The organism is Cyanobacterium sp. IPPAS B-1200, from assembly GCF_001747005.2.
In the GTDB taxonomy this organism is placed as follows: Bacteria; Cyanobacteriota; Cyanobacteriia; order Cyanobacteriales; family Cyanobacteriaceae; genus Cyanobacterium.
This window is the reverse complement of the sequence record NZ_CP182899.1, coordinates 959,392-982,297: the sequence shown is the minus strand read 5'-3', so window position 1 is coordinate 982,297 and position 22,906 is coordinate 959,392. Positions and strand designations below refer to the sequence as shown.

At 37.9% G+C, this 22,906-nt stretch carries 21 protein-coding genes; 13 read left to right on the top strand and 8 right to left on the bottom strand.

The genetic code is table 11. The features are described from left to right. Positions 1 to 349 precede the first annotated feature (349 nt). Entirely contained in the window at positions 350 to 1,363 is a 1,014-nt protein-coding gene (locus A5482_RS04480) for a diguanylate cyclase domain-containing protein (protein ID WP_069789586.1), read from the bottom strand. Between the two features lie 109 nt (positions 1,364 to 1,472). Between A5482_RS04480 and A5482_RS04475 the strand changes: the two genes are divergently transcribed. Both A5482_RS04475 and A5482_RS04470 read left to right on the top strand, forming a co-directional pair. After that, positions 1,473 to 2,714 carry a vWA domain-containing protein gene (locus tag A5482_RS04475; protein ID WP_069789585.1) on the top strand — a complete coding sequence of 414 codons (1,242 nt, stop codon included), beginning with the start codon at positions 1,473 to 1,475 and terminating at the stop codon, positions 2,712 to 2,714. A gap of 27 nt (positions 2,715 to 2,741) precedes the next feature. Then, positions 2,742 to 3,911: a DUF389 domain-containing protein gene (locus A5482_RS04470; RefSeq protein ID WP_069789584.1), complete on the top strand. Its 1,170-nt coding sequence runs from the start codon at positions 2,742 to 2,744 to the stop codon at positions 3,909 to 3,911. 505 nt (positions 3,912 to 4,416) lie between these two features. Here A5482_RS04470 and A5482_RS04465 read toward each other — a convergent pair. From A5482_RS04465 to A5482_RS04450, 4 genes are all read right to left on the bottom strand, one after another. Beyond that, the gene (locus tag A5482_RS04465) at positions 4,417 to 5,178 is read right to left on the bottom strand and encodes a transporter substrate-binding domain-containing protein (RefSeq protein ID WP_069789583.1); all 762 of its coding nucleotides are present in this window, start codon (positions 5,176 to 5,178) and stop codon (positions 4,417 to 4,419) included. Beyond that, the gene (locus tag A5482_RS04460) at positions 5,171 to 7,063 is read right to left on the bottom strand and encodes a bifunctional serine/threonine-protein kinase/formylglycine-generating enzyme family protein (RefSeq protein WP_446684810.1); all 1,893 of its coding nucleotides are present in this window, start codon (positions 7,061 to 7,063) and stop codon (positions 5,171 to 5,173) included. Before A5482_RS04460 ends, A5482_RS04465 begins: the two co-directional genes overlap by 8 nt. Before the next feature lie 167 nt (positions 7,064 to 7,230). Further along, positions 7,231 to 7,638 (bottom strand): MgtC/SapB family protein, encoded by a 408-nt coding sequence (locus tag A5482_RS04455; protein WP_069789582.1) that lies wholly within the window; start codon positions 7,636 to 7,638, stop codon positions 7,231 to 7,233. After that, positions 7,631 to 8,494, bottom strand: coding sequence for a CPBP family intramembrane glutamic endopeptidase (locus A5482_RS04450; protein ID WP_242411880.1), 864 nt, complete (start codon positions 8,492 to 8,494; stop codon positions 7,631 to 7,633). The genes A5482_RS04455 and A5482_RS04450 overlap by 8 nt, the downstream gene beginning before the upstream one ends. Before the next feature lie 186 nt (positions 8,495 to 8,680). On the opposite strand from A5482_RS04450, the gene A5482_RS04445 reads away from it, so the two are divergent. After that, positions 8,681 to 9,163, top strand: coding sequence for a hypothetical protein (locus tag A5482_RS04445; RefSeq protein ID WP_069789581.1), 483 nt, complete (start codon positions 8,681 to 8,683; stop codon positions 9,161 to 9,163). A 2-nt stretch (positions 9,164 to 9,165) separates the two neighbouring features. On the opposite strand, the gene A5482_RS04440 is transcribed toward A5482_RS04445, so the two are convergent. Next, a complete protein-coding gene (locus A5482_RS04440) occupies positions 9,166 to 10,863 on the bottom strand; it encodes a GldG family protein (RefSeq protein WP_069789580.1) in 1,698 nt (565 codons plus the stop codon). 170 nt (positions 10,864 to 11,033) lie between these two features. Here A5482_RS04440 and A5482_RS04435 point away from each other — a divergent pair, with 170 nt between their 5' ends. Beyond that, positions 11,034 to 12,200, top strand: a complete 1,167-nt coding sequence (locus A5482_RS04435) for a PP2C family protein-serine/threonine phosphatase (RefSeq protein ID WP_069789579.1) — start codon at positions 11,034 to 11,036, stop codon at positions 12,198 to 12,200. A 157-nt stretch (positions 12,201 to 12,357) separates the two neighbouring features. Next, entirely contained in the window at positions 12,358 to 13,236 is an 879-nt protein-coding gene (locus A5482_RS04430) for a tRNA (5-methylaminomethyl-2-thiouridine)(34)-methyltransferase MnmD (RefSeq protein ID WP_069789578.1), read from the top strand. Here A5482_RS04430 and A5482_RS04425 read toward each other — a convergent pair. Both A5482_RS04425 and A5482_RS04420 read right to left on the bottom strand, forming a co-directional pair. Continuing rightward, positions 13,210 to 13,461 carry a hypothetical protein gene (locus A5482_RS04425; protein WP_015221391.1) on the bottom strand — a complete coding sequence of 84 codons (252 nt, stop codon included), beginning with the start codon at positions 13,459 to 13,461 and terminating at the stop codon, positions 13,210 to 13,212. The two genes, A5482_RS04430 and A5482_RS04425, sit on opposite strands and share 27 nt — an antisense overlap. Positions 13,462 to 13,469: 8 nt before the next feature. Further along, positions 13,470 to 16,154, bottom strand: a complete 2,685-nt coding sequence (locus A5482_RS04420; RefSeq protein WP_069789577.1) for an ATP-binding protein — start codon at positions 16,152 to 16,154, stop codon at positions 13,470 to 13,472. 331 nt (positions 16,155 to 16,485) lie between these two features. On the opposite strand from A5482_RS04420, the gene A5482_RS04415 reads away from it, so the two are divergent. From A5482_RS04415 to atpA, 8 genes are all read left to right on the top strand, one after another. Continuing rightward, entirely contained in the window at positions 16,486 to 17,547 is a 1,062-nt protein-coding gene (locus A5482_RS04415) for a YheT family hydrolase (protein ID WP_069789576.1), read from the top strand. Between the two features lie 154 nt (positions 17,548 to 17,701). Beyond that, a complete protein-coding gene (locus tag A5482_RS04410; RefSeq protein WP_071891666.1) occupies positions 17,702 to 18,175 on the top strand; it encodes an ATP synthase subunit I in 474 nt (157 codons plus the stop codon). A 58-nt stretch (positions 18,176 to 18,233) separates the two neighbouring features. Next, positions 18,234 to 18,983, top strand: a complete 750-nt coding sequence (atpB, locus tag A5482_RS04405) for a F0F1 ATP synthase subunit A (RefSeq protein ID WP_069789575.1) — start codon at positions 18,234 to 18,236, stop codon at positions 18,981 to 18,983. 191 nt (positions 18,984 to 19,174) lie between these two features. Then, a complete protein-coding gene (gene atpE, locus A5482_RS04400) occupies positions 19,175 to 19,414 on the top strand; it encodes an ATP synthase F0 subunit C (protein ID WP_069789574.1) in 240 nt (79 codons plus the stop codon). Between the two features lie 191 nt (positions 19,415 to 19,605). Further along, complete coding sequence (locus A5482_RS04395; protein WP_069789590.1) at positions 19,606 to 20,079, top strand: F0F1 ATP synthase subunit B'; 474 nt, start codon at positions 19,606 to 19,608, stop codon at positions 20,077 to 20,079. A gap of 98 nt (positions 20,080 to 20,177) precedes the next feature. Continuing rightward, positions 20,178 to 20,702: a F0F1 ATP synthase subunit B gene (locus tag A5482_RS04390; protein ID WP_069789573.1), complete on the top strand. Its 525-nt coding sequence runs from the start codon at positions 20,178 to 20,180 to the stop codon at positions 20,700 to 20,702. Between the two features lie 2 nt (positions 20,703 to 20,704). Beyond that, entirely contained in the window at positions 20,705 to 21,259 is a 555-nt protein-coding gene (gene atpH / locus A5482_RS04385) for an ATP synthase F1 subunit delta (protein WP_069789572.1), read from the top strand. Positions 21,260 to 21,377: 118 nt separating this feature from the next. Continuing rightward, entirely contained in the window at positions 21,378 to 22,889 is a 1,512-nt protein-coding gene (atpA, locus tag A5482_RS04380; protein ID WP_069789571.1) for a F0F1 ATP synthase subunit alpha, read from the top strand. Positions 22,890 to 22,906 lie beyond the last annotated feature (17 nt).

Genomic DNA, 22,906 nt, shown 5'->3' with positions numbered 1-22,906 from the left:
TAATAACAGTGAATATACTTAAAATACCCATGTATTTTTTTGATAAAGTTTACGTACTTTTAACCATATTTAAGTTTACTATTGTCTAGTTTTAAGGAATATTATGAATGCAAATCTCTGTCTAAAGATTTTAACAAATAGTAAATGACCTTGTCAGGGAAACAAGGGTTAATAACTGATAAAAAAGAGAGAATAACCCCATAGTAAAAGATTTTTCTCCTTTGTTAGCTGATAAATAAAAAATTACATCATACTTTTTAGTCTTATGTAAATACTTTAAAAGAGTCGTAAATTGAGTAATGATTTAACAATCTATTCTCAGGTCATTAAAAAAAGGCTTTTTTTGCTTTTAAAATTGGTCTATTACCATGGCATTCGCTTCCCTAGAGGCGATCGCCTTTTGTAAACAATCTTGAGCCACATCCACTAAACTACTAGAATGGATTGCTTGGGTAGGAATACCCGTTGCCAGTCCAAAACTAAAAGTAATAAACTCGCTGACAGCAGAAAAATGATGGGGAATTTGCAACGTCATGATATGCTCTCCTATTACCTGAGCCACCTTTTGAACACCTACGTAATCAGTGCTGGGCAATAACACCGCAAAAGTATCTTTGTCAAATTCTGCTATCACATCTCCCGCCCGTTTGGCTGTCTCTTTTACATCCTCGGTAATAATCCGCAGACAACTATCAACAATTTCCTTTTCGTGGTTTTCTTCGTAGGATTGAAAATCATTAATTTTTGCCAAAATGATAGATATATTCGTTCCCTCTGTATCAGAAAAAGAAGTCCTTTGGCGAGAAGCCCTTAACCATTCTTTTTGTAACATTTCTTCAAAATACTTACGATTAGGAATTATGTTTAATCTTCCTTCATTACTATGATGATTTAATGTTAAATTATGTTTTTCTACCAATTCTTGTAACCGTTGATAATGGGGAATAATTTTATGTAATTGGTTTGTTGTTTCCCGTAAATTATCTTTTAAATCCTTAATAAGTAGCTGTTGATTGAGACGATGAATTACTTCTCTTTCTATGAAAGGATAATTGATATAGTCATCTGCCCCTGCATCGAAGTTTTGCTCCACGTTAAAATAACGGTCATCTCGATTGATAATAATTATGGGGAGGTTTTTACCTTTTTCTAAAAGTTTAATTTTTTTGCAAATCAAATAACAATTTAGGTCTTTTATGGTACTACTAATCAAGATTAGATCAGGGGCTTGTAGCTGAACAAAATCCAGCAAGTCCGACTCATTATCCACATCTACAAGGGAATGATTTGATTCAGAGATTAATTCTCGAAAAAAACCTATTTGTTCTTCTAAATCGTCTAAAATAATTATACTTTTTTTCATTAGTTTATTAAATATTAATTAAAATCAGATTAACTTTTACTATCAAATTTAAAAATCTCGGTAATAATAAAAATGATACTGACAATTTTTAAAATTATCCCAATTACTTATGAAACCTTTACTAAAAGCCAGACTAAATGACACCAATCTTTCTGCAGAAAACACCAGTACCCAAAGACAGTTGGAAATCAGTGTTCAAGCTGTAAAAGATTCCTCGTTAAATCGTTTACCTATTAATCTATGTATTATTTTGGATCATAGTGGCTCTATGGTGGGTAAACCGTTAGAAAACGTAAAACAAGCGGCGATCGCCCTTATCGAGAAATTGAATCAAGAAGACCGAGTTTCGGTAGTGGGTTTCAACCATGAAGCAACGGTAGTTGTCAACAGTCAACCTATTTCAGATTTAGAAACCATCAAAACCCAAATCAACCAACTACGCGCCGATGGAGGCACCGCCATTGATGAGGGTATGAAACTAGGTATCCAACAAATTAACCTTGGTAAAGAAAATCGTGTGTCGCAAATTTTACTCCTTACCGATGGGGAAAATGAGCATGGCAGCAATGAAAAATGTCTGAAACTTGCCAAAATGTCTTCGGAATATAACATTACCCTCAATGCCATGGGTTTTGGTAACAACTGGAATCAAAAGATATTGGAGGGCATTAGTGATTGTGCCAATGGTACTTTAACCCATATCGAATTTGCTGAACAGGCAAAAGAAGAGTTTCAAAAGTTACTCACCCGCATGGAATCCGTGGGCTTAACCAATGCTTTCTTGATTATGGAGTTAGGGGAAGATGTACGCATGGCGGAGTTAAAACCCATGGCTCAGGTAGCCCCAGAAACCGTGGAATTAGATCCTCAAAGGGAGGATGATTACACTAATAAATATACCGTCCGTTTAGGGGATTTAATGACCAATGAACGCATTATTTTAACTAATCTCTATCTCGGTAAATTATCCCTAGGTACTCAGGCGATCGCCAAGATTAAGGTACAATATGACGATATAAAAGGGCAAACCCTCACCTCCGACGAAATACCCGTTAACATTCAAGTCCAAGCCCAGTATCAACCCCAAAATGATGAAGAAATACAAAAATCCTTACTTACCCTTGCCAAATATCGCCAAACTCGCCTAGCCCAAGAAAAAATCGAACAGGGAGACAATAAAGGCGCCGCTACCCTGCTACAAAATGCTGCTAAAACTGCCCTGCAACTAGGGGATCAAAGTGGTGCAACTGTACTACAAACCAGCGCTACCCGTTTACAAACAGGGCAACAGTTATCGGAGTCTGAGAAGAAAAAAACTCAAATGGCCGCCAAAACAACCCTGCAGCTATAATCTTTTTTTACCAATACTTTCTAAAAGATGAATCAATCTAACCTTCGGCAACAGGTACAAAATTTCCTAGTGGAATGGTTTAACCGTAAAAAAATAAGAACCATTTGGCGTTGGCTCAAGTTTTCAGTAAATCGCATTCTGCCCCACGTTTCCGCTACCCGCATCGCTAAATTACATCAAGAGTTGACTAGCGATTCTCGCTGGGGGGTTGACTATCTTTTATCCACCGTTGCTTCTTGTCTCATTGCGTCCTTTGGATTACTGAGTAACAGTACAGCGGTAATTATTGGGGCGATGATTGTTGCCCCTCTCATGTTACCTTTGCGGGGTTTGGCTTTTTCTGCCTGTGAGGGGGATTATAAATTATTTGAGAAGTCTATTCTCTCTTTGGTAGGGGCGACCATACTTTCTTTGCTACTATCTTGGTTTATAGCTGTGGTGGTGGCTTTGCCTGATGTGGGTTCAGAAATTGTGGCTCGAACTGAGCCCACTCTCATTGATTTGGGTATCGCCATTAGTGCTGGATTGATTAGTGGCTTTGGTAAAGTGCGATCGGGAATTAGTGAAACCCTCGCGGGAACAGCGATCGCCGTTGCTCTCATGCCTCCTCTGTGTGTGGTGGGAATCTCCCTTGCGGGGGGGTTATATGCCTACGCCACAGGAGCTTTTTTGCTCTATGTCACAAACCTACTGGGCATTACCCTCGCTTGTATGGTAGCTTTTATCCTCTCTGGCTACACCAAAGCGACTAAAGCCCTTGGGTGGGCTAGTGTGACAACGGCTTTTTTACTCATTCCTTTGGGTGCTAGTTTTTTTCAGTTGATTCAACAACAAGAAATAGAAAAGGAAATTAACCGTCAGTTAGCCAATGAAACTATTACCGTGGGGCAAGATGTGGAAGCGGTGAAGGTGGGAATTATTTGGACACAAAATCCTCCTCTGATTAATGTAACGATGCAAACAGATAAGGAAATCACTTCCCGACAGGTAAGTTTAGTAAGGGATTATATTAGCTCTAAGATGAATAGAGATTTTGAGTTGGTTTTTTATATTGTACCTGTGAGAAGGATTACGAGGGAGGAGGCGGAGATGTTTATTCCTCCCGATAGCTCAAATATTTTTGAAAATTTTGATCAAGATAGCAATTTTATTATTCCCCAAGGGGAAAGAAGTCCAAGGTTTAATGTTGATAATTAATCTCAGTTCTTCATAATAGTTGAAAGTATGGTTAGGTTTCGGGCTTCTGGTTGAAGGTTAATGATTACCTTCTTTTGCCCATTGCCTATTGCCCATTGCCTGTCATCCATCAAACTTTATCCCGAACTCAAGTTAATTAGGGTTTATTTACCTAAAAAAAATTCCTCCTCTAAAAGAGAAAGGAAAAAGAAAAACTACGGCAATTATTTAAATTTTTGAAAAAAAAAGGGACTTCTTTCTGAGGGAAGCCCCTAAATAAATTGAGGAAACAATTTAACACATTAAGAACAATTTTCACCTTCGCTATTAGAGCTTGATGAGTGATTCATCCATCACCCATAAAGCCAAGCAAGTTTGTGGTAATTGCCAACAACCTTTTGGACTGCTTTATTTACTGCAAACTTATCTAAATAACTACTATAAAGTAGTATAGCTTAATTGATATTTAGTTGCAACTATCGTTAAAAAAGATCGTGACTTTATTCTATAAAACTAAACAAAATCCTTAGCGCAGTCCCCAATATTCAATCCTTTCTTGTAACCATCCTTGTCGGGCAAGGTTAGCCATTATTTGATTAATTTTATCTCTTAATTCCTGATGTTGTAAGCCTTTAGGAAGGGCGATCGCCAAGGGATAAGCTCCATATACTTGGGGTAATAAACTATATTGGGGGTTTTCCTGTGTCCATCCTGTTAGTAGGGTTATATCCCCGGCAAATGCCGTTACTTTTCCTTCCGCGACTAATGATAATCCTTCTTGATAAGAGGTTACTCCTTGTAATTGTACGGAGGGTAAATTTTGTTTGAGGAGAACGATCGCACTGGAACCCTCTAAAACTGCAATGGTATCATTATTAGATATGGAGGAATCTTGTAAACTAACTAGGGCAGTACCAGAAAGATAATAACTGTGGCTAAAGTCCACAACCCGCAACCGAGAGCGAGTGACAGTTATAGAGGCGATCGCCAAATCCACTTTACCATCAATTACCGCCCTGAGGCGATCGTTATTAGCCAAAGGAATAAACTCCACCGCCGACTCATTCCCCAACAACTCTTGGGCTAAACGGTGGATTATGTCAATTTCTAACCCCTGTAAATTATCCTCATTATCCCGAAAAGAAAGGGGACGATGATCATATTCCGTAATACCTACCAACAAACGTCCTCTGTTTTCGATAACTGCCCAAGGAATGGTTAACCCCTGCCCAGACAAAAGCAAAGTCATTAATAAAGACAAAAAACCAACCCACCATAACTTAACCATCTAAGATACAAGCCACCCGAAAACCGATAAAATTATAAGTAGAATCCGCCACATAACTACTACGTTTGGCACAGCGACAATAATTACTCGCCAATGACCATGAGCCACCCCTCACCACCCTAGGAGTAGTGCTAAGTTGAGAACGAAAAGCTGATCCATCCTTGGCTTTATTGGCATAATTGGGGGTGTAATGATCTTCACACCATTCCCATACATTACCATGACAATCATACAAACCGAAGCCATTGGGGGAAAAACTATCTACTGGGGTAGTTTTGCGGTCAAATTTATCGTCACTATTACTGTTTGCCTTAACGTTTTTGCGATTGTCATAATTAGCAAACTGAGGATTAATAATATCACCAAAAGAAAATATAGAATGACTGCCTCCCCGACAAGCATATTCCCATTCTGCCTCTGTGGGTAAACGATAACTTCGCTTTGTGTACTCTTTTAACCGTAAACAAAATTCTTGGGCATCATACCACGAAATTTTTTCCACCGGTAGATTATCGCCCCGAAAACCTGAAGGACTATCTTTCAAAAAACGCTGTACTTTAGGAAGAGAACTTACAAAACGCCATTGAGTCTGAGTGATGGGATATTTACTCATATAAAAAGGGAAAATATTGACCCGATAAGAAGGGGTTTCGTCTTTTTCCTTTTCTGAGTCGGTGTTGGGTGAACCCATCAAGAAAGTTCCTGCAGGTATAAAAATCATTTCTAAGTTTACCCCTTCTCCCAAATATTCTACAAAAAATTTATTTTTCTTAGTAAGTACTTGTTTATCAATACCCCCTACTAATCCAAATAGTTTTTTCTTTTCTTGAATAGTTACTGAATCAAACTCGAAAGTCTCTATATTCGGGCTATCGGGGATTAATGTATTTTCCACTAAGGTATTATTACCCTTCAGGGGAACTACTTGATCATCTCCGATGATAAAATCTTCTTCTGGGGATAAAGAAATACTAATTTCTGAGTTGGTGGGGCTTGTAGTGGCATCATCGCTATTATCTTCTTTTTTTTGCTCTGGCGATGACACTGGGGGCCTATTTTCTGTTAATTTTTCGAGGGCGAAAAAGTTAAACCAGTCTCTAATAAACTTGGGACGTTGTTCTGGATTAACACTCATACCCTTTAATATAGCGTCATTGGTGCGATCGCTAAGATTAGGAGATAATTGTTGAGGTGGAATCAAATCCTTATACTGACGAAATTGTGAAGGAGTGGGAAGTTGCCCCGTCACCAACACATATAAAATAGCAGCAAGGGAATATATATCAGTATAAGCACCAATTTTGGCATTTTCCAAGCTCAACTCAGGAGGGGCAAAAGCATCCGTCATGGCATTCTTAATTTTATCCCCCTCAAAAGCGAATAACTTAATGGCCAAACCATAATCTACAAAAATAGGCTCCTGAGAAACTTTATCAAGGATAATATTTTGGGGCTTAATGCGCTGATGTAAAACTCTATTTTGATGGAGTAAATTAACCCCAGACGCAACTTTCGTAATTAACCTAAGAGCATCATTTTCACTTAATTTACCATAACGATCTATAGAAGAAGCCAAATCGTCTCCTTCAACATATTCCATCACCATATAAACCAAGTCATCTTCCTGAAACACTTCTGGATATACTCTCACCAAAGAAGGATGATTACAACGAGCTATTTTAATAGCCTGTTTTATAAGCTGTTTTTCTAATTGTATTCCCTGCTCTACATTTTGCCATACCCTTTGGGTAGCTTTTAGGGCAACAGTTTTTCCCCTAGCCATATCCATGGCTTTATAGGTAATTCCTAGCCCCCCCCTCAAGGACATGGATTCGATGACATATTGCCCATTATGTAGTTTTTTTCCTTTTTTCCAAGTTGCCATGGATATTTAATTATGCACACTATTACCTAGATAATAGCGGAATTAGTATGAAAAAAGATCTGTTTGGGTACAAAGGATAATTCCATTAGTCAATCATAAAGATTTTAATTTGTTGTTCGATTCCAAATACCAATACCTTTCTCAGTAAATAACTTTTTGAATAGCTTCTAGTTATGATTATTTAACTTACGAAAAGACATTTTCATAATTTTCAACAAGATTAAACACAATAACAATATTGTGATAGCTAAACGCCATAAACCAACTCCACAAGCCAAACCAACCCCTGATGAAATCCATATTTCCGCAGCCCCAGTTAATCCTTTAGCGTTATTTCCCCCCTTCAGAATTAAACCACCACCAATAAATCCTACTCCTTGAATAATTCCTGTAATTACCCTTGCTTTTTCTGTAGGGTCAACTTCCTCTACAATTAAAACAAAAGCACAAGAAGCCAAAGAAACTAAACCATTAGTTTTCACTCCTCCTGGCTTTTGGCGTAACTCCCTTTCCAAGCCAAGAAGCGCCCCAAGTATCATGGCTGTGGTTAATTTAATTAACATTAAACTATTCATTATGTTTTTCCACTCGCTTTTGTTTTGGCATATTAAACAAGGCAAAAACAGTTAAAAATCCTAACCCCATTAAACCAGCGATGGGATTTTGATTTATACCAGTAATCCATTGGGGTACAACATCAGTATAAGTGAGCATTTCTCCCACATTAAGTACATAATAACCCCATACAAATCCTCCATGGAAACCAATACAGATACCCAAGAGGTTTTTATGTTTCCGTTTTGCCCACACCAAGGAGAAACCCAATACAAATAATGCAGGAAAAGTGATAATGGTACGGATTACTTCGTCTAAGGGTTTGATGAAGTGTAGCAGGGCAAATATAAATCCATTTATGGCTGTGGTGCTAGGGGCAGAAAAATCTTTTTCTAATTCTGATAATAACCAGCCTCGAAAAAATAATTCTTCGGCAAAACTGATAAAAAGAGCACTAAGAAAGCCCTCTATTAATAAATACACTATGTTGGTTGTGGGAGGGTTGAAAGTAACCCAGCCAAATAATGCTTGTATGCCAAATAATGACCATGTGATGGCAAAACTGATGGAAAACCCAACAACTAAATTTAAAAAATTTCTACGGCTGTTTACTAAGCCATAGGAGCGAAAGATATGATTATTTTTATATACATATTTACCCCAAACTTTGACTAATATTAAAAAAGCAATAAATAACATTGCCATAGTAATTATGGTTGTTAAATTTGCATCTTGGTTTTGTAGAGTGAGATAGACTGGGGCGGCAAAGGGAAACCAGAGAAGTGACAAGGCGAGGATAAAAATACCCACTCTTGGTAAAATGGGATAATTAGGAATTTTATTTAATAACAAGTCAAAAATAGTCTTATTCTGCAATAATCTTTAAATTAGCTTAAATTATATCGCAGTTTATTTATTTTGCTTTGGCATAATTAATATTATGCTCTTTGATTTTTGATAATGTGCTGATTTTAATGGCTTTCGAAGAATGATATTGTATTTCTCCGATTGATCAAAAGATGTCAGTATAATAAGAATGGGAAAGAAAAACCAATCAAAATCATGAATTTAGACCAGCAATTTGACAATTTAATTAATCAAGCTCCAAAATATGGTGTACCTGCCCCCATCATGCAATATGGCGTTGTACCAGTTTTAAAGGTATATGCCCAACAATTAAGCCATAAAAAATACTATCTCAGACAAACCCTAGAAAATAATTTAGTATTAACAGTGTTGGGTAAGCAGGATAACCCGGATATAGAAAAAAAAGTAGTCTATGCTTTCCCTACCGTAGAGGATGCAGTGCAATTTGCCGACAGTGACATTGATAAACTAGAAATAGTTGCCCAAGAAATTAGCATTGGTGAGATTCTCTTTCAAATGTTTACCCTGCGTGAAGTAGATAGTATTATTTTTCTTGATACTCCCCAAGATTATAAGCAAAGCAAAGAAATTTACTGTGATAAATTACAACAGGCAATTCAAGAAAATTTAAAAATGCTGTTAGACACAAATAAATCGCCTAACAGCACCATTGCCTAGTCTTAACGGCTTCTTTTCCACCAAATAAAGATGGCTGTAGCAAAACCTAGCCCCGGGATAATTAGCAGGGCTAACCAACTAGTTAAAATAACATGGAAACTTTCGATATTTAAGCGTCGATTACTCGGTAATTTAGGGCTAATGGAGAGGGCTGAGTCATCAGCACCAGATAGCCAAGCGATGGAGTTAAACCATACATCACTATTTAGCTGTTGAGAAAACCAGCCGTTGGTGGCAAAAGTAGAGTTTCCCATCACTACCATTCTTGTTTCTGGAGGTAATTCTGGGATGTTATTTTCCTGAATCGGCACAGGATTTGGCTCGTTAATGGTAGGTGGTTGGGGTAAATCTCCTTGGGATAAATCTTCGGGGGGGGTTGGATTTTCTTCTTCGGGAGTTTTTTCTTCGATGATTGTTTCATCGGGGGGTTGGATGTCACCTTGTGATGGGGCTTCAGGATTTTCCCTTAATAGGGCAACACCTACATTTAAGGGGCCGGGTAAGTCCTCTTCTGGGTTAAATTCAATGGTATCTTGGGTTAAATCATTTTCTGCCCATGTTTGGGGGTTGGTGAGTAGGAGGGGGGTAGGGGTAATATTTTCTTCTTCTGTGGTTAAAATTGCTCTGGCAAAGGGGAAAATGCTGATACCGTTGTCAAAGTTGCGGGTAATGGGATGATTTCCATAATCTACCACGAAGGTGACGGAAGGTCCTAAACCAAATACGTCTCCAGTGCCTGAGCCATCTACGATTAAGCCATCATGGAGGACTACTCCCCATTGGGCAAATAAGCGATTTAAACTTGACGGGCTTTGGGCATCATACATGACTAATAGACTACCACCATTGTTGACAAATCTTTCGATCGCCCTTACTTCCCCTTCCAATAGTTCCCTTGTACCACTACTCACCATCAACACATCAGCATTAGGAGGCACGAGGGGGGTACTGGTAAGGTTTAAACCTTGCACTCCATAACCCTTTTCCGTTAAACTTGCCACTGCCTGAGAAAAACTATTTTCTCCCTCCTCTAGGGTGGGTTCTCCATGACCCTGTAAAATATACACCATGGGTTGCTCTGTGCGTTGAATAATGGCGATCGCATTTGTAAGAGCAATTTCCGTTAGACGACTATTAGGGGAAACCGTCTGTACCAACTGCCGTTGCCCTCCCTTCTCAATATAGACATCCCCCTGTCTTTGTACCCCAAATTCTTGGGCTAAACTAAATCTTACCTGTGGATTAACAAATTCATACTCAAATAAACTATTATTACGTTGATAATCTTCCAATAAAGTGCGATCGTTAGGATTAGCAGGACTATCAAAAACATATACCTTCAAAGGCTCATCCAAATTACTCACCAACTCTCGAGACTGAGGAGACAAAGTAAAAAGTTGATTTTCAGTCAAATCAACCCTCCAAGAATAATTAATTCCAAGATAGTTAATTACCGCTAAAATTAATATAACAGCCCCCGTAGAAATCAAAGCATTAGTACCAGCCTCCGTCGAGCGCATTCCCCAAAAACCTTGATTTTGGTAGAGAGAAAATATTAAAACTCCTCCCAATGCCAAACCCCCTACCAATGCCAAAACAAACCCCAGCACAGAAGCGGTTTCTGACAAAAAACTAATAATAATACCAGCAGATAGAAAAAAGATACCTGCAAACAAAAAATATAACTTGTACTTTCTCATAAAAAAATGTTTAGATCAACCAAGATTAACCATAATCCATCAACAAGCATATACGCTACTCTTAATAATTAACAATTGGTTATCCTATTGATTATCTACCAGAAAATTTGGTTTTTAGACTCAGTCACTAAAGATCAAGATTACACAAAAATTATGTAAAACATCCCACAATGGCTCACATTCTCATCATAGACGATGATCGAACAATTCAAATTCTCCTCACCCGAACTTTAAAAAAAAGCGGTTATGAAGTCAGCATCGCCTCCGATGGAATAACAGGCTTAGAATTAGCTGAAAAAATTAAACCCGCCCTCATCATATCCGATTGGCTAATGCCTCGCATGGGAGGTTTAGATGTTTGTCGGCAAGTAAAACAAAATCCAGCCCTTGCCACCACCTTTTTTATACTCATCACCTCTAAAATATCCGTGGACGATAGAGTACAAGGATTGGATGCAGGCGCCGATGACTTTATCTGTAAACCCATCGACTTACAAGAGTTGAAAGCCAGAGTAAGAGCAGGATTAAGACTACATCAACTCAGCCAAGACTTACAGAAGCAAAAGCAACTTTTAGAAAAACAAAAAAAACTTTTAGAAAAGCAAAAACACCAATTAGAAACAGAATTATCAGAAGCAGCCGACTACGTAAGCGTAGTGTTACCCGAGTGTTTGCACCATGAAAAAATAGACATTGATTTTCGTTTTATTCCCTCCCGTCAACTGGGGGGCGATATTTTTGACTATTTCTTTTTAGATGAAGAAAATTTAGTTTTTTATTTATTAGATGTTTCTGGTCATGGTTTAGGTGCTGCCCTACCCTCTATTTCTACCTTTAATTTATTGCGTTATGGTAATCTAGGAAAAGTTAATTATAAAGAACCTAATCAAGTTTTATTCAGTCTGAATAACTTCTTTCAAATGACCAATAAAAATGATAAATATTTAACTATTTGGTATGGGATATATAACCTTTATACTAATAAATTAACCTTTTCTAGTGCAGGGCATCCCCCTGGTATATACGTTTACCGAGACAACTCCCATCAGTCAAAAATATTGAAATTAAAAACCCCCGGACTTCCCATTGGTATGTTTCCCAACGTAAACTATGATAATAGTAGTTATGAAATAGAATCTCCATCCACTCTATATATTTTTAGCGATGGTATTTACGAAATTGTAGGGCCAGATCAACAAATGTGGGGTATTGATGATTTTATCACTATTTTAGAACAAAAGTCAGATTTAGACGACATTTTAAGTCACGCAAAATCACATAATAATAGTGATTATTTTGCTGATGATTTATCTATTATGAAAATTGAATTTAAATAGAAAACACCTAATAACTCTCCTACTAAGTAAGTAGGCATAATTAAATCGATTTAGGCAAGGGGTTTAAACCCCTTGTTCATAAGAGTCTAAGAAAATAAGAGCTATAATTAATTTCGCCAACCTACTTAAACTAATTTGTGTCATACCTTAATTATTTATGGAAGACTTAGAAAAAAGATTAACTGAAGACGGTTCACATACCTTTTATTCTAAACAATTTAACGAAACATTTCATAGTAAATATGGAGCTAAACAAGAATCAGAAATAACCTATATTAAAGGGTGTAACATTAAGGAAAAACTAACCACAAAAAATCATCTAAAAGTGATCGATCTTTGCTATGGCTTAGGTTATAACACTGCTTCATTATTAGAAGTTTATGGACAAAATATATATGATTGTTCTCTTGAAATTATTGCCTTAGAAATAGACATAAATGTCCCTCAACAAGCTATTAAAAATAATCTTTTATCCTTTTACTCTCCAAATATCACAAAAGATTTAAACATAATTGCTAATACACAGAAATTAAAGAAAGACAACTTAAATATAGAACTATTAATAGGTGATGCAAGGCAAACTATAATAACATTATTACGAAGTAACTTCAAAGCTGATGCCATTTTTTTTGATCCCTTTTCACCGCCCAAATGTCCTCAATTGTGGACAGTACAATTTTTTGAATTAGTAGCTCAATGTTTAGAAAATGATGGTATTTTAGCCACTTATTCTTGCTCAGCGGCAGTTAGAAAAGCTATGATTTCTGTGGGTTTAAACATCGGCAGAAATTATGCCATGGGAAAACGAGCGCCCGGCACCCTTGCCACAAAAAATAATATACCATTACAACCTTTGTCTTTAAAAGAATTAGAGCATCTCCAAACCCGTGCTTCTATTCCTTATCGAGATCCTAGCTTAACAGATAATGCGATCGATATTATTGAACGTAGGGAAAAAGAACAACTATCATCAGATTTGGAATATACTAGCCATTGGAAAAAAAGATGGTTAAATTTCTCCCATTCTTTTGAGTAAATGGGCAAGTAACATCAAACCAGCATTACCTACGGTTAAAATGATGACACCCACAACCCCCATCATCCAATCATCCCGAAAAACAGCAATTACGAGAATCAGTAGAGCAGTTTTAGTGGAAATACTAGCCACTGCCAACATTTTTTGCCACACATTTTCATCACGCCATGATTGATACATGGGAATTATAAGAGCAGCAATCATGGATAAAATAATAATGTTCATAGGGATTTTTACAATATTAAACTATTAGCAAATCTTTGTAGTGCCTGTTGCACATCACCAGAGCGAATGGGCTTACTTACAAAATCATTCATCCCTACATTAAAACATTTTTCTCGATCTTCTGCTAGGGCGGAAGCTGTCATGGCAACTATCCATGGTTGTTTGATTTGATTCCCCAACGCCCTTATTTTCGTAGTGGCATTTAAGCCGTCCAGATTGGGCATTTGTAAGTCCATGAAGACTATGTCGTATGGATTTTCTCTCACCGCTTCTAGGGCTTGTAAACCATCATAGACGATGTTTAATTTATCTCCTAAATAGCCTAATTTTTGAAACATTAAACGGGCTACTTTATAGTTAACAGGAGTATCTTCTACTAATAAAATTTTGATAGGTAGGGAAGATATTTTAATAGTTTGTTTTTCTTCATTTTTATCTTGATTAAGCAGGTTTGATGTGCTGATTTCTTCAGAAGATAAGGCTAGGAGTTTGATCGTAAGATAAAATATAGAGCCTTGGTTTAATTCTGTTTTAAAGGTGATTTTACCTCCCATTAAATGGGCTAATTTTTGACTAATGACTAATCCCAATCCTGTGCCACCATATTTACGGGTATTAGTGCCATCTACTTGGGAAAAGGGCTTGAAAAGCATCTCACAGTGTTCTTCGGCGATGCCGATGCCTGTGTCTTTGATGGCAATTTGAATGACATGGAAACCATCAGGACAAAGACGTGCTTCTGTGGTTACTTGGACTTCTCCTTCGGGGGTAAATTTAATACCATTACTAACTAGGTTGAGAATTATTTGTTTTATTCTATTAGAATCTCCCATAAAATGGGAAGGCATCAAATCATTTTTTGGGTAACTAAGTTTAATTTGTTTATTAAGTGCATTACCCCTCATTAATTTTAATACTTCTTCAATGCATTGATGAAGATTAAAGGGGTTATTTTCTAGTTCAATTTTATCCGCTTCTATTTTAGCTAAATCTAAAATATCATTAATAATTGTTAGTAGCAAACTACCACTTTTATTGATGGTATTCACATAATCTTTTTGTACTGGATTGAGGGGAGTGTATGTCAATAAATCTGCCATGCCCATAATGCCATTCATGGGAGTACGAATTTCATGGCTCATGGTGGCAAGGAAAGCACTTTTTGCTCGGTTGGCGGTTTCTGCTTCTTTTCGGGCTTCTTCTAGGGCTTTGTTTTTTAGTTCTAGTTGCTCTTTTTGTTCTTTTTCTTGTTGTAATAGTTTCGCCTGTGCGATCGCAATACCGAACTGAGAGGCAACGTTTTCAATTAATTCTATTTCTGACTTACTCCAATATCTGTAATCCTTACAGGTGTGTAAACAAATAATACCATTGGCTTGTCCTAAATAAGATGTACGCACTGCCATCATGGATTTGAGACTAACTTCGATACATAAATATCGCATATCGTCTAGGAGTGGATCGTTAAAAACATCATTGGTGACAACGGCTTTATCTTTTTCTAATATCTTTTCTAGGTGAATATTACGAACATTTTCAGGGGTGATGTTGGCATCAGCCATGGATGAAATTCCCTCACTAAGATATTCTCCTAGGGGAGTAATGGGAGGATTTTTACTATGGTCGTAGGTGAACAGGTGACAACGATCTAGTTTAAGAGCCTCCCCGATAGTTTTAGCCGCTCGTTGAAATAATTCCTCATAGTCAATGGTTTGACGAATGGACTGTACAATGGTTTTTAATAAAACTTCCTGTTGAAATTTTTCTTCTAATAGTCTCTGAGACTCTTGGCGCTCAATTTCATAACCTATCCATTGGGCCATCAGTTTTAATATTTGTTGAGAATTTTCCGTTATCCTATGGTTTGATTGTTCATCAAAGGAGAAAAAACATAGGGTGCCATAGGTTTTACCACATACTTCTATTCTCGAACCAATGTAGCTTTGTATATTCCAAAAGGTATGCCCTGGATGATTTTTATAAGAAGAATTAGCTAATGATTCTATTACTAAAGGCTCTTGATGTTGTAAGCAGATAAAGCATAATGATTGTTCTTGACTCATATATGGGGGCAATTGCACTATGTCACCGTTTCTTTTTTCCCCCTGAAATTTGACAATTTTAGTAGATTTCTTTTCTCCTTGGGTTAATACGCCCATTTCAAGGTTAAAGAATTTTCTGCCAAGGTTGAAAATGCCTTCCAATTTTTCTTCAAAGGTTAGATGGGATGAAGCTGTCACCGTATATAAAGCTCTCATGGCCGATTCTTGGGCTTTGAGCATAGTTTGATTTTTTTTGTTTTCGCTAATATCTCGACAAATTCCGATTAAAATTCCGTCTTCGATGAGTGAGAGAGAAACTTGTTTCCAAATTTCATTTCCATTTTTGTGATAGGAAAGTTGTTCCCCTCGCCAATATCTATTCTCTGTGGAAAGGGAATTGACTACTATTTCTATGTTTTTTGCTTCTTCGGGGGAGTAAAAGTCTTGCCACTTTTTTCCTAGTAGCTCATTTTCTGCATAGCCTGAAGTTTCTGCATATGCTGGATTGACGTATATGTAGCGGTGGTCTTTAAATAAAACTACTCCATCAATAATATTATCAAGAATTAATTTTTGGTAATCTGACAATATTTGATTTTTTTGCGTATTTTCTCTTAAGTATAATTCGGGAGGTGCTTGAGGATCTATCATAGTATTTAGGAATTATCGAAGAGATAGAAAGATACTATTTTATCCTACCCTATTTTTTCTTCTTGGGTTTATTTTCTGTCTAAGAGCGATCGCCCTTACAAATAATCTTTGATAAATTGATTTAATAAAAATCAAATGAAGATAGCCAAGCAACAACCAAACCCGTAAAACTTTGCAAAGATAGGTAAATAGTGAAAAGTCTATAATAGATATAATCAAGAATAAATAGCTACAGAGACGATCAAAAATTATTAATAACGTTTTATTATTAACAAACAAAATTTCAAAAGTATTTCAATATACAAAATAAATAATATCTTCATAGTTATAAATGAGTAAAAAAAATCATGACTATCGACCACCTTTATATCTAAAAAATGGACTAATTCAAACCCTTTATATTGCCAAAATAATGAACCAAAAATGGCAACAAAATATAAATCTAGCCCCTGTACCATACCAAGAAAACATATACTACGGCATCGATAAAACACCCCTTTATGCCCTAACAACAATCCCTCCCAAAGCTAAAGGCACAATCATCGCCACCTATGGCATTACAGGAAACCTAGAAAACCAATGGTATTTAGAAGTCTTTGCCCGAAAAGCCTATCATCAAGGGTATGCCCTCATTCTCTTTGACTGGAGGGCGCATGGCAAGAGTTTACCCCTATCCCCCGCCCGTCCTTCCGACGGCATCTTTGAAGGCTCAGACTTTTTAACCATCGCTGCTCAAGCCAAAAAAGAAAACTTCCCTGGTAAATTTTGGTTTACAGGATATTCTCTGGGAGGGCAACTGGCACTATGGGCGATATTTTATGGCTCATCCCTATCCAAGACAATCAAAGATTCAGGTTTAACCGAGGAAGACATTGGCGGTTGTGGGGTAATTTGTCCTAGTCTCGATGCCCAAAAGTCTTTAAATTTCCTGGAGAATCACCCTATCAAAAAATATTTGGACAAAGCCATCACTGAAAATCTCAAAGAATTAATCATCAATCTCCATCAATATCATCCCCAGGAGATAGATTTAGAAATTTTGTCCTCTATCCATAGCATTCGCACCGTGGATGAATATTTGGTCATTCCCACCCTTGGTTATAAAACCGTTGCGGATTATTACTATGCCAGTAGCCCTTTTCGCATCCTCTCAAAAATAAGTAAACCTACCCTCATCATGTATGCGGAAGATGATCCAATGTTTTGCCCCACCATCATCCCTGATTTACAACAGGAGGTTAGGAATAATCGCTATTTAGACTTGATGTTGACCCAGTATGGAGGTCATGTGGGCTACATAAATTCAAAAAAAGGGCAAAAACTCAACGAAGATGATGATATTTGGTGGGCATGGAATCGCTTTTTGGATTGGGTTTCAGTGGTGGATGGGTGAAAAGGTGGAAAATAGTGAGGACATAGAATAAATTAATAAAAATTGAACTGTCTATGGTGCATTGTTAATTGTTTATTGCTTTACTTTCCATGATAGAATTAGCATTGGTTTTAGTAAGTTGTAAAACAGCTATAACTACGGTACACACAAGCAAATGCGATCGCCCCTAGTGACTACCTCAGAAACTTCCGCTAACACAGAAAATCTGGAAACTCTTATCAGCCAAAGAGAAACACCACCAGAAGAAGAAAAAAAAGACGACTACATGGCCGAATATTATCGACTAAAATATAATATTCTCATCGCTACTCTCATTATCGGCTTATCCTGCTTCGCCCTCGTGTGGGTGTTCTACTCCCTGAGTACAGGACTAAACTACTTATTGGGAACTTGTGTGGGCTTAGTCTATATCAACCTGTTAGCCAGAGAAGTAGAAAAGGTAGGCAACGGCAAACGAAGCATCGGCTCAACCCGTCTAGCACTCTTCGCTGGACTAATGATCATCGCCACCCAAAGGCAACAACTAGAAGTGATACCTATTTTTTTAGGTTTCATGACTTATAAAGCCTCTATTCTGCTTACCGTTTTGCCCAGTAGTTTACTCAGTGGCAAAAATAAATCAGAGTAAAGGGTTAATTTTATGGTAAATTGTCTGAGATTCCTACAATCAGGGAAAATCTTGCTTAATGGAACTTACAAATATAATCAATCTAAATAATCAGCTACTAGCGGCCATCGAAGTAGGAGAACACTTTTACTGGGAAATCGGTAAATACAAAGTCCACGGACAAGTATTTATGGTATCTTGGTTCGTCATCGGTGTTCTACTAATCGCCTCCATCGCCGCTACCAGAAACGTTCAACGAATACCGAGCGGATTCCAAAACTTTATGGAATACGTCCTCGATTTTTTACGCAATCTCACCAAAGATCAAATTGGCGAAAAAGAATATCGTCCATGGGTTCCCTTCATCGGTACTCTATTTTTATTCATTTTCGTATCCAACTGGTCTGGTGCCTTGATTCCTTGGAAATTAATCGAAATACCCGAAGGGGAATTGTCAGCGCCCACCGTGGACATCAACACCACCGTCGCCTTTGCCCTTCTAACCTCCCTTGCATACTTCTATGCGGGGATTAGCAAAAAAGGTTTAGGTTATTTCGCTGACTATGCCCAACCCTCCCCCATCATGGTACCCTTTAGGGCGATCGAAGACTTCACCCGTCCTTTATCCCTCAGTTTCCGTCTTTTCGGGAACATCCTAGCGGATGAATTGGCAGTAGGTGTATTAGTCCTACTCGTACCCCTCATTGTACCCTTACCCTTGATGGTATTGGGGCTGTTTACCAGCGCTATCCAAGCCCTTATCTTTGCCACCCTCGCAGGTTCCTACATCGGAGAAGCCCTCGAAGTTCATGGCGAAGAACATGACTAAGAGTTTAGGAAAATAAACCTCCAACTCACTAGCATAAAAAACCAAAATATAGTTAAATACATTTTGGGCTTAAATAAATTGCCATTGTGTGATTAACTAACATAGGGAACAGATTTATAAAATCCATTCCCCACACGAAAAACTAAAAATTCTTGTTGTACTAATTTAATTAAAGAAAAAAAGGAAAAATTATGAGCGTAGAAGCAGCATCAGTAATCGCAGCAGCCTTAGCCGTAGGTTTAGCAGCTATTGGACCTGGATTAGGTCAAGGTAACGCCGCAGGACAAGCCGTAGAAGGTATTGCTCGTCAGCCTGAAGCAGAAGGCAAAATCCGTGGAACTTTACTTCTAAGTTTAGCATTCATGGAAGCACTAACCATCTACGGTCTAGTTGTAGCATTAGTATTATTATTCGCTAATCCTTTCGCTTAAGTAATTTAGATTACTCTAAATTAAAAAAATAAAGTAAAGGAAAAAATAGGTTTTAGGTTTTAGGTATCTCTCAGTGTGAGCGAATGCCTAAACACCTAAGAACCAAAAAATATCAATTGCAGTAATACTTTTAAGGATAATTGCATATTGAGGAAAAGAACCAGTAAATTCTGCCCCAAAGTCAAATGATGATGACACAATGGATTTTATTTGCGGCGGAAACCGCAGAAGGGGGTTTATTTGATATTGACGCTACCCTGCCCCTCATGGCAGTCCAGTTTTTACTCTTAGCAACAATATTAAATGCCCTATTTTATAAACCTTTAGGAAAAGCAATTGACGAAAGAGCAGGATATGTTCAAGGTCAATTAAACAGTGCCAAAGAGCAAAAACAAAAATCCTTGGCCCTTGTTCAACAATATGAACAAGAATTAAAGGAAGTCCGTAAACAATCCCAAGAAATTATTGCGGAGGCTCAAACTGAAGCTCAAAAGATAGTCTCTGAACAAAGCCAACAAACTCAGCAAGAAGTCATTGCCGAGCGTCAGAAGGCATCAGAGCAAATTGAAGTGGAAAGAAAAGAAGCCATGACAGCTTTAGAGCAAGAAGTTCAAGCCCTCACCCAACAAATCTTGGATAAGGTTTTAGGACCAGAATTTGCTTAAGTAGCTCCATAATCAGGGCATGGAGAAGAGATTTGTCTCATTCTCTCCCCCTCAAAAAAACATAAAATAAACACGCCTAGTTTAAACAAAAAATAATTATGTTTACTTTATTCTATCTAGCCACTGAATCAACAGAGGGCGGATTTGGTTTAAGTTCAGACATTCTAGGCTCTAACCTAATTAACTTAATTATCGTAATTGGTTTATTAGTAGTATATGGTGGTAAATTTGTCGGCAATTTACTCGAACAAAGACGTAATAAAATTGCCCAAGAAATTCAAGAAGCAGAACAAAAAGCTGCTGATGCCGCCAAAGCTCTAGCCGAAGGACAGAAAAACTTAAACGAAGCTCAAGAAAGAGCGAAAAAAATTATCTCTGATGCTCAAGGCACCGCTGCTAAAGTTAGAGAAGAAATTTTGGCTCAAGGACAAAAAGATATAGAAAGAATGAAAGCTACAGCAGTACAAGAGCTAGACTCCGAAAGAGCTAAAGTAGTGAATGAATTAAAAAGAACCATTGCTGTACTCGCCCTTGAGAAAGCAGAGCAGCAGTTAAAAAATACCCTGACTGATGAAGTTCAAGGAAAAATCATTAGTCGTGCCGTTGAGCAATTAGGAGGTTAAAAATGCAAAGTGCTATTACCGCTGAAGTAGTAGAACCTTATGCCGAGGCCTTGATGTCCCTAGCCAAAGAAAAAAAGGTTACCGAGGAAATCGGTGAAGATGTACGCTCTTTAGCAACATTGCTCAAAGAGTCTGCAGAATTAAAAGCCCTCTTTGCTAGTCCCATGATTAAGGCAGAGCAAAAAAAATCTGTTATTAAAAATATCGCTGGTGAGCAGATAAATCCTTTCTTGCTCAATTTTTTATTATTGTTAGTTGACAAAGGTAGAATTAGCTTCATTGAAGGTGTTCTAGCCAAATATTTAGAAATTCTACGCAAACTGAACAATACTGTCCTCGCTGAAATCACTTCCGCTGTGAGATTGTATGACGGTGAAGCAGAAAAGTTGGAAGTCAAAGTTAAGGCTCTCACTGGTGCTAATGCCGTGGAGTTGGAAACAAAGATTGATCCTGACATTATCGGTGGTGTAATTATCAAAGTTGGCTCTCAGGTTTATGATGCTAGTTTACGAGGACAATTACGCCGTATCACATTAGGGATGCTTGGTTCTAACTAAGTTATCTTGGTGGTAAGAATTGTTATGAGCATATTTCTAGTATGCCCTAGCCATAATCAAAATAAAATTAATAACTGACAATTGATTTGTTACATATAAGTAGCTCTAAGAAAAAGATATGATCAACATTAGACCAGACGAAATTGCTAATATTATTCGCCAACAGATTGAATCCTATGATGAACAGGTTCAAGTTTCCAATGTTGGTACTGTTTTACAGGTAGGGGATGGTATTGCTCGTGTATATGGCTTGGATAAAGTCATGGCGGGTGAGTTGGTAGAGTTTGAAGATGGTACCGTGGGTATCGCCCTTAACCTTGAACAGGATAACGTTGGGGTGGTATTGATGGGTGATGGTTTAGACATCCAAGAAGGTAGTAATGTAAAAGCTACTGGTAAAATTGCTCAAATTCCCGTGGGTGATGCTTTAGTCGGTAGGGTTTTAGATGCTTTGGCTCGTCCTATTGATGGTAAAGGCGATCTTGAAACCACCGAAACTCGCTTGATTGAGTCTGCAGCCCCCGGGATTGTGGATCGTAAGTCTGTATGTGAGCCTATGCAAACTGGGATTACCGCTATTGATGCGATGATTCCTGTAGGTCGTGGACAGCGTGAACTTATCATTGGTGACCGTCAAACTGGTAAAACTGCGATCGCCGTTGATACCATCATTAACCAAAAAGAAGAAGACGTAATCTGCGTGTATGTAGCTGTAGGTCAAAAGGCTTCTACCGTTGCTAACGTGGTAGATACCCTCAAGAAAAAAGGTGCTTTAGACTATACCGTAGTGGTAGCAGCTAATGCCAACGATCCTGCCACCTTACAGTATCTCGCACCCTACACGGGAGCTGCGATCGCCGAATACTTCATGTATAAAGGTAAAGCTACCCTTATCATCTACGATGACTTGACCAAACAAGCTCAGGCTTACCGTCAAATGTCCTTGTTACTACGTCGTCCCCCCGGACGGGAAGCGTACCCCGGAGACGTATTCTATCTCCACTCTCGTTTATTAGAAAGAGCTGCTAAGTTAAACGATGAACTAGGTGGCGGAAGCATGACTGCTTTACCCATCATCGAAACCCAAGCAGGGGACGTATCCGCTTATATTCCTACCAACGTAATTTCCATTACTGACGGTCAAATCTTCTTATCCTCCGACTTGTTTAACGCTGGTTTCCGCCCTGCCATTAACGCAGGTATCTCCGTATCCCGTGTAGGTTCTGCGGCTCAAACCAAAGCCATGAAACAGGTTGCTGGTAAATTAAAATTAGAACTAGCTCAGTTTGCTGAACTAGAAGCATTCTCTCAGTTTGCTTCTGACTTAGATGCAGCTACCCAAGCTCAACTTGCCAAAGGTCAACGTTTACGTCAGTTACTAAAACAGTCTGAAAACTCTCCTTTAGCAGTATGGGAACAAGTTGCTCAGGTTTATAGCGGTATTAATGGTTTGTTAGATGATGTAGCTGTAGATAAAGTGACCGAATTTGTTGTCAGCCTCAGACAGTACATCAAAAATAGCAAGCCAAAATTCGTCGAAATTATCAACTCTGAGAAAAAATTAACCGATGAAGCCGAAGCTCTCTTAAAAGAAGCTATCACCGAAGCAAAACAGGCTTTCTCTGCTTAATTGAAATAATGGCGGTG

What these genes read in the sequence shown, in the direction of transcription:
- A5482_RS04480 (WP_069789586.1), bottom strand. Translation starts at nt 1,363, where the DNA reads ATGAAAAAAAGTATAATTATTTTAGACGATTTAGAAGAACAAATAGGT.
- A5482_RS04475 (WP_069789585.1), top strand. Translation starts at nt 1,473, where the DNA reads ATGAAACCTTTACTAAAAGCCAGACTAAATGACACCAATCTTTCTGCA.
- A5482_RS04470 (WP_069789584.1), top strand. Translation starts at nt 2,742, where the DNA reads ATGAATCAATCTAACCTTCGGCAACAGGTACAAAATTTCCTAGTGGAA.
- A5482_RS04465 (WP_069789583.1), bottom strand. Translation starts at nt 5,178, where the DNA reads ATGGTTAAGTTATGGTGGGTTGGTTTTTTGTCTTTATTAATGACTTTG.
- A5482_RS04460 (WP_446684810.1), bottom strand. Translation starts at nt 7,063, where the DNA reads ATGGCAACTTGGAAAAAAGGAAAAAAACTACATAATGGGCAATATGTC.
- A5482_RS04455 (WP_069789582.1), bottom strand. Translation starts at nt 7,638, where the DNA reads ATGAATAGTTTAATGTTAATTAAATTAACCACAGCCATGATACTTGGG.
- A5482_RS04445 (WP_069789581.1), top strand. Translation starts at nt 8,681, where the DNA reads ATGAATTTAGACCAGCAATTTGACAATTTAATTAATCAAGCTCCAAAA.
- A5482_RS04440 (WP_069789580.1), bottom strand. Translation starts at nt 10,863, where the DNA reads ATGAGAAAGTACAAGTTATATTTTTTGTTTGCAGGTATCTTTTTTCTA.
- A5482_RS04435 (WP_069789579.1), top strand. Translation starts at nt 11,034, where the DNA reads ATGGCTCACATTCTCATCATAGACGATGATCGAACAATTCAAATTCTC.
- A5482_RS04430 (WP_069789578.1), top strand. Translation starts at nt 12,358, where the DNA reads ATGGAAGACTTAGAAAAAAGATTAACTGAAGACGGTTCACATACCTTT.
- A5482_RS04425 (WP_015221391.1), bottom strand. Translation starts at nt 13,461, where the DNA reads ATGAACATTATTATTTTATCCATGATTGCTGCTCTTATAATTCCCATG.
- A5482_RS04420 (WP_069789577.1), bottom strand. Translation starts at nt 16,154, where the DNA reads ATGATAGATCCTCAAGCACCTCCCGAATTATACTTAAGAGAAAATACG.
- A5482_RS04415 (WP_069789576.1), top strand. Translation starts at nt 16,486, where the DNA reads ATGAGTAAAAAAAATCATGACTATCGACCACCTTTATATCTAAAAAAT.
- A5482_RS04410 (WP_071891666.1), top strand. Translation starts at nt 17,702, where the DNA reads ATGCGATCGCCCCTAGTGACTACCTCAGAAACTTCCGCTAACACAGAA.
- atpB (WP_069789575.1), top strand. Translation starts at nt 18,234, where the DNA reads ATGGAACTTACAAATATAATCAATCTAAATAATCAGCTACTAGCGGCC.
- atpE (WP_069789574.1), top strand. Translation starts at nt 19,175, where the DNA reads ATGAGCGTAGAAGCAGCATCAGTAATCGCAGCAGCCTTAGCCGTAGGT.
- A5482_RS04395 (WP_069789590.1), top strand. Translation starts at nt 19,606, where the DNA reads ATGACACAATGGATTTTATTTGCGGCGGAAACCGCAGAAGGGGGTTTA.
- A5482_RS04390 (WP_069789573.1), top strand. Translation starts at nt 20,178, where the DNA reads ATGTTTACTTTATTCTATCTAGCCACTGAATCAACAGAGGGCGGATTT.
- atpH (WP_069789572.1), top strand. Translation starts at nt 20,705, where the DNA reads ATGCAAAGTGCTATTACCGCTGAAGTAGTAGAACCTTATGCCGAGGCC.
- atpA (WP_069789571.1), top strand. Translation starts at nt 21,378, where the DNA reads ATGATCAACATTAGACCAGACGAAATTGCTAATATTATTCGCCAACAG.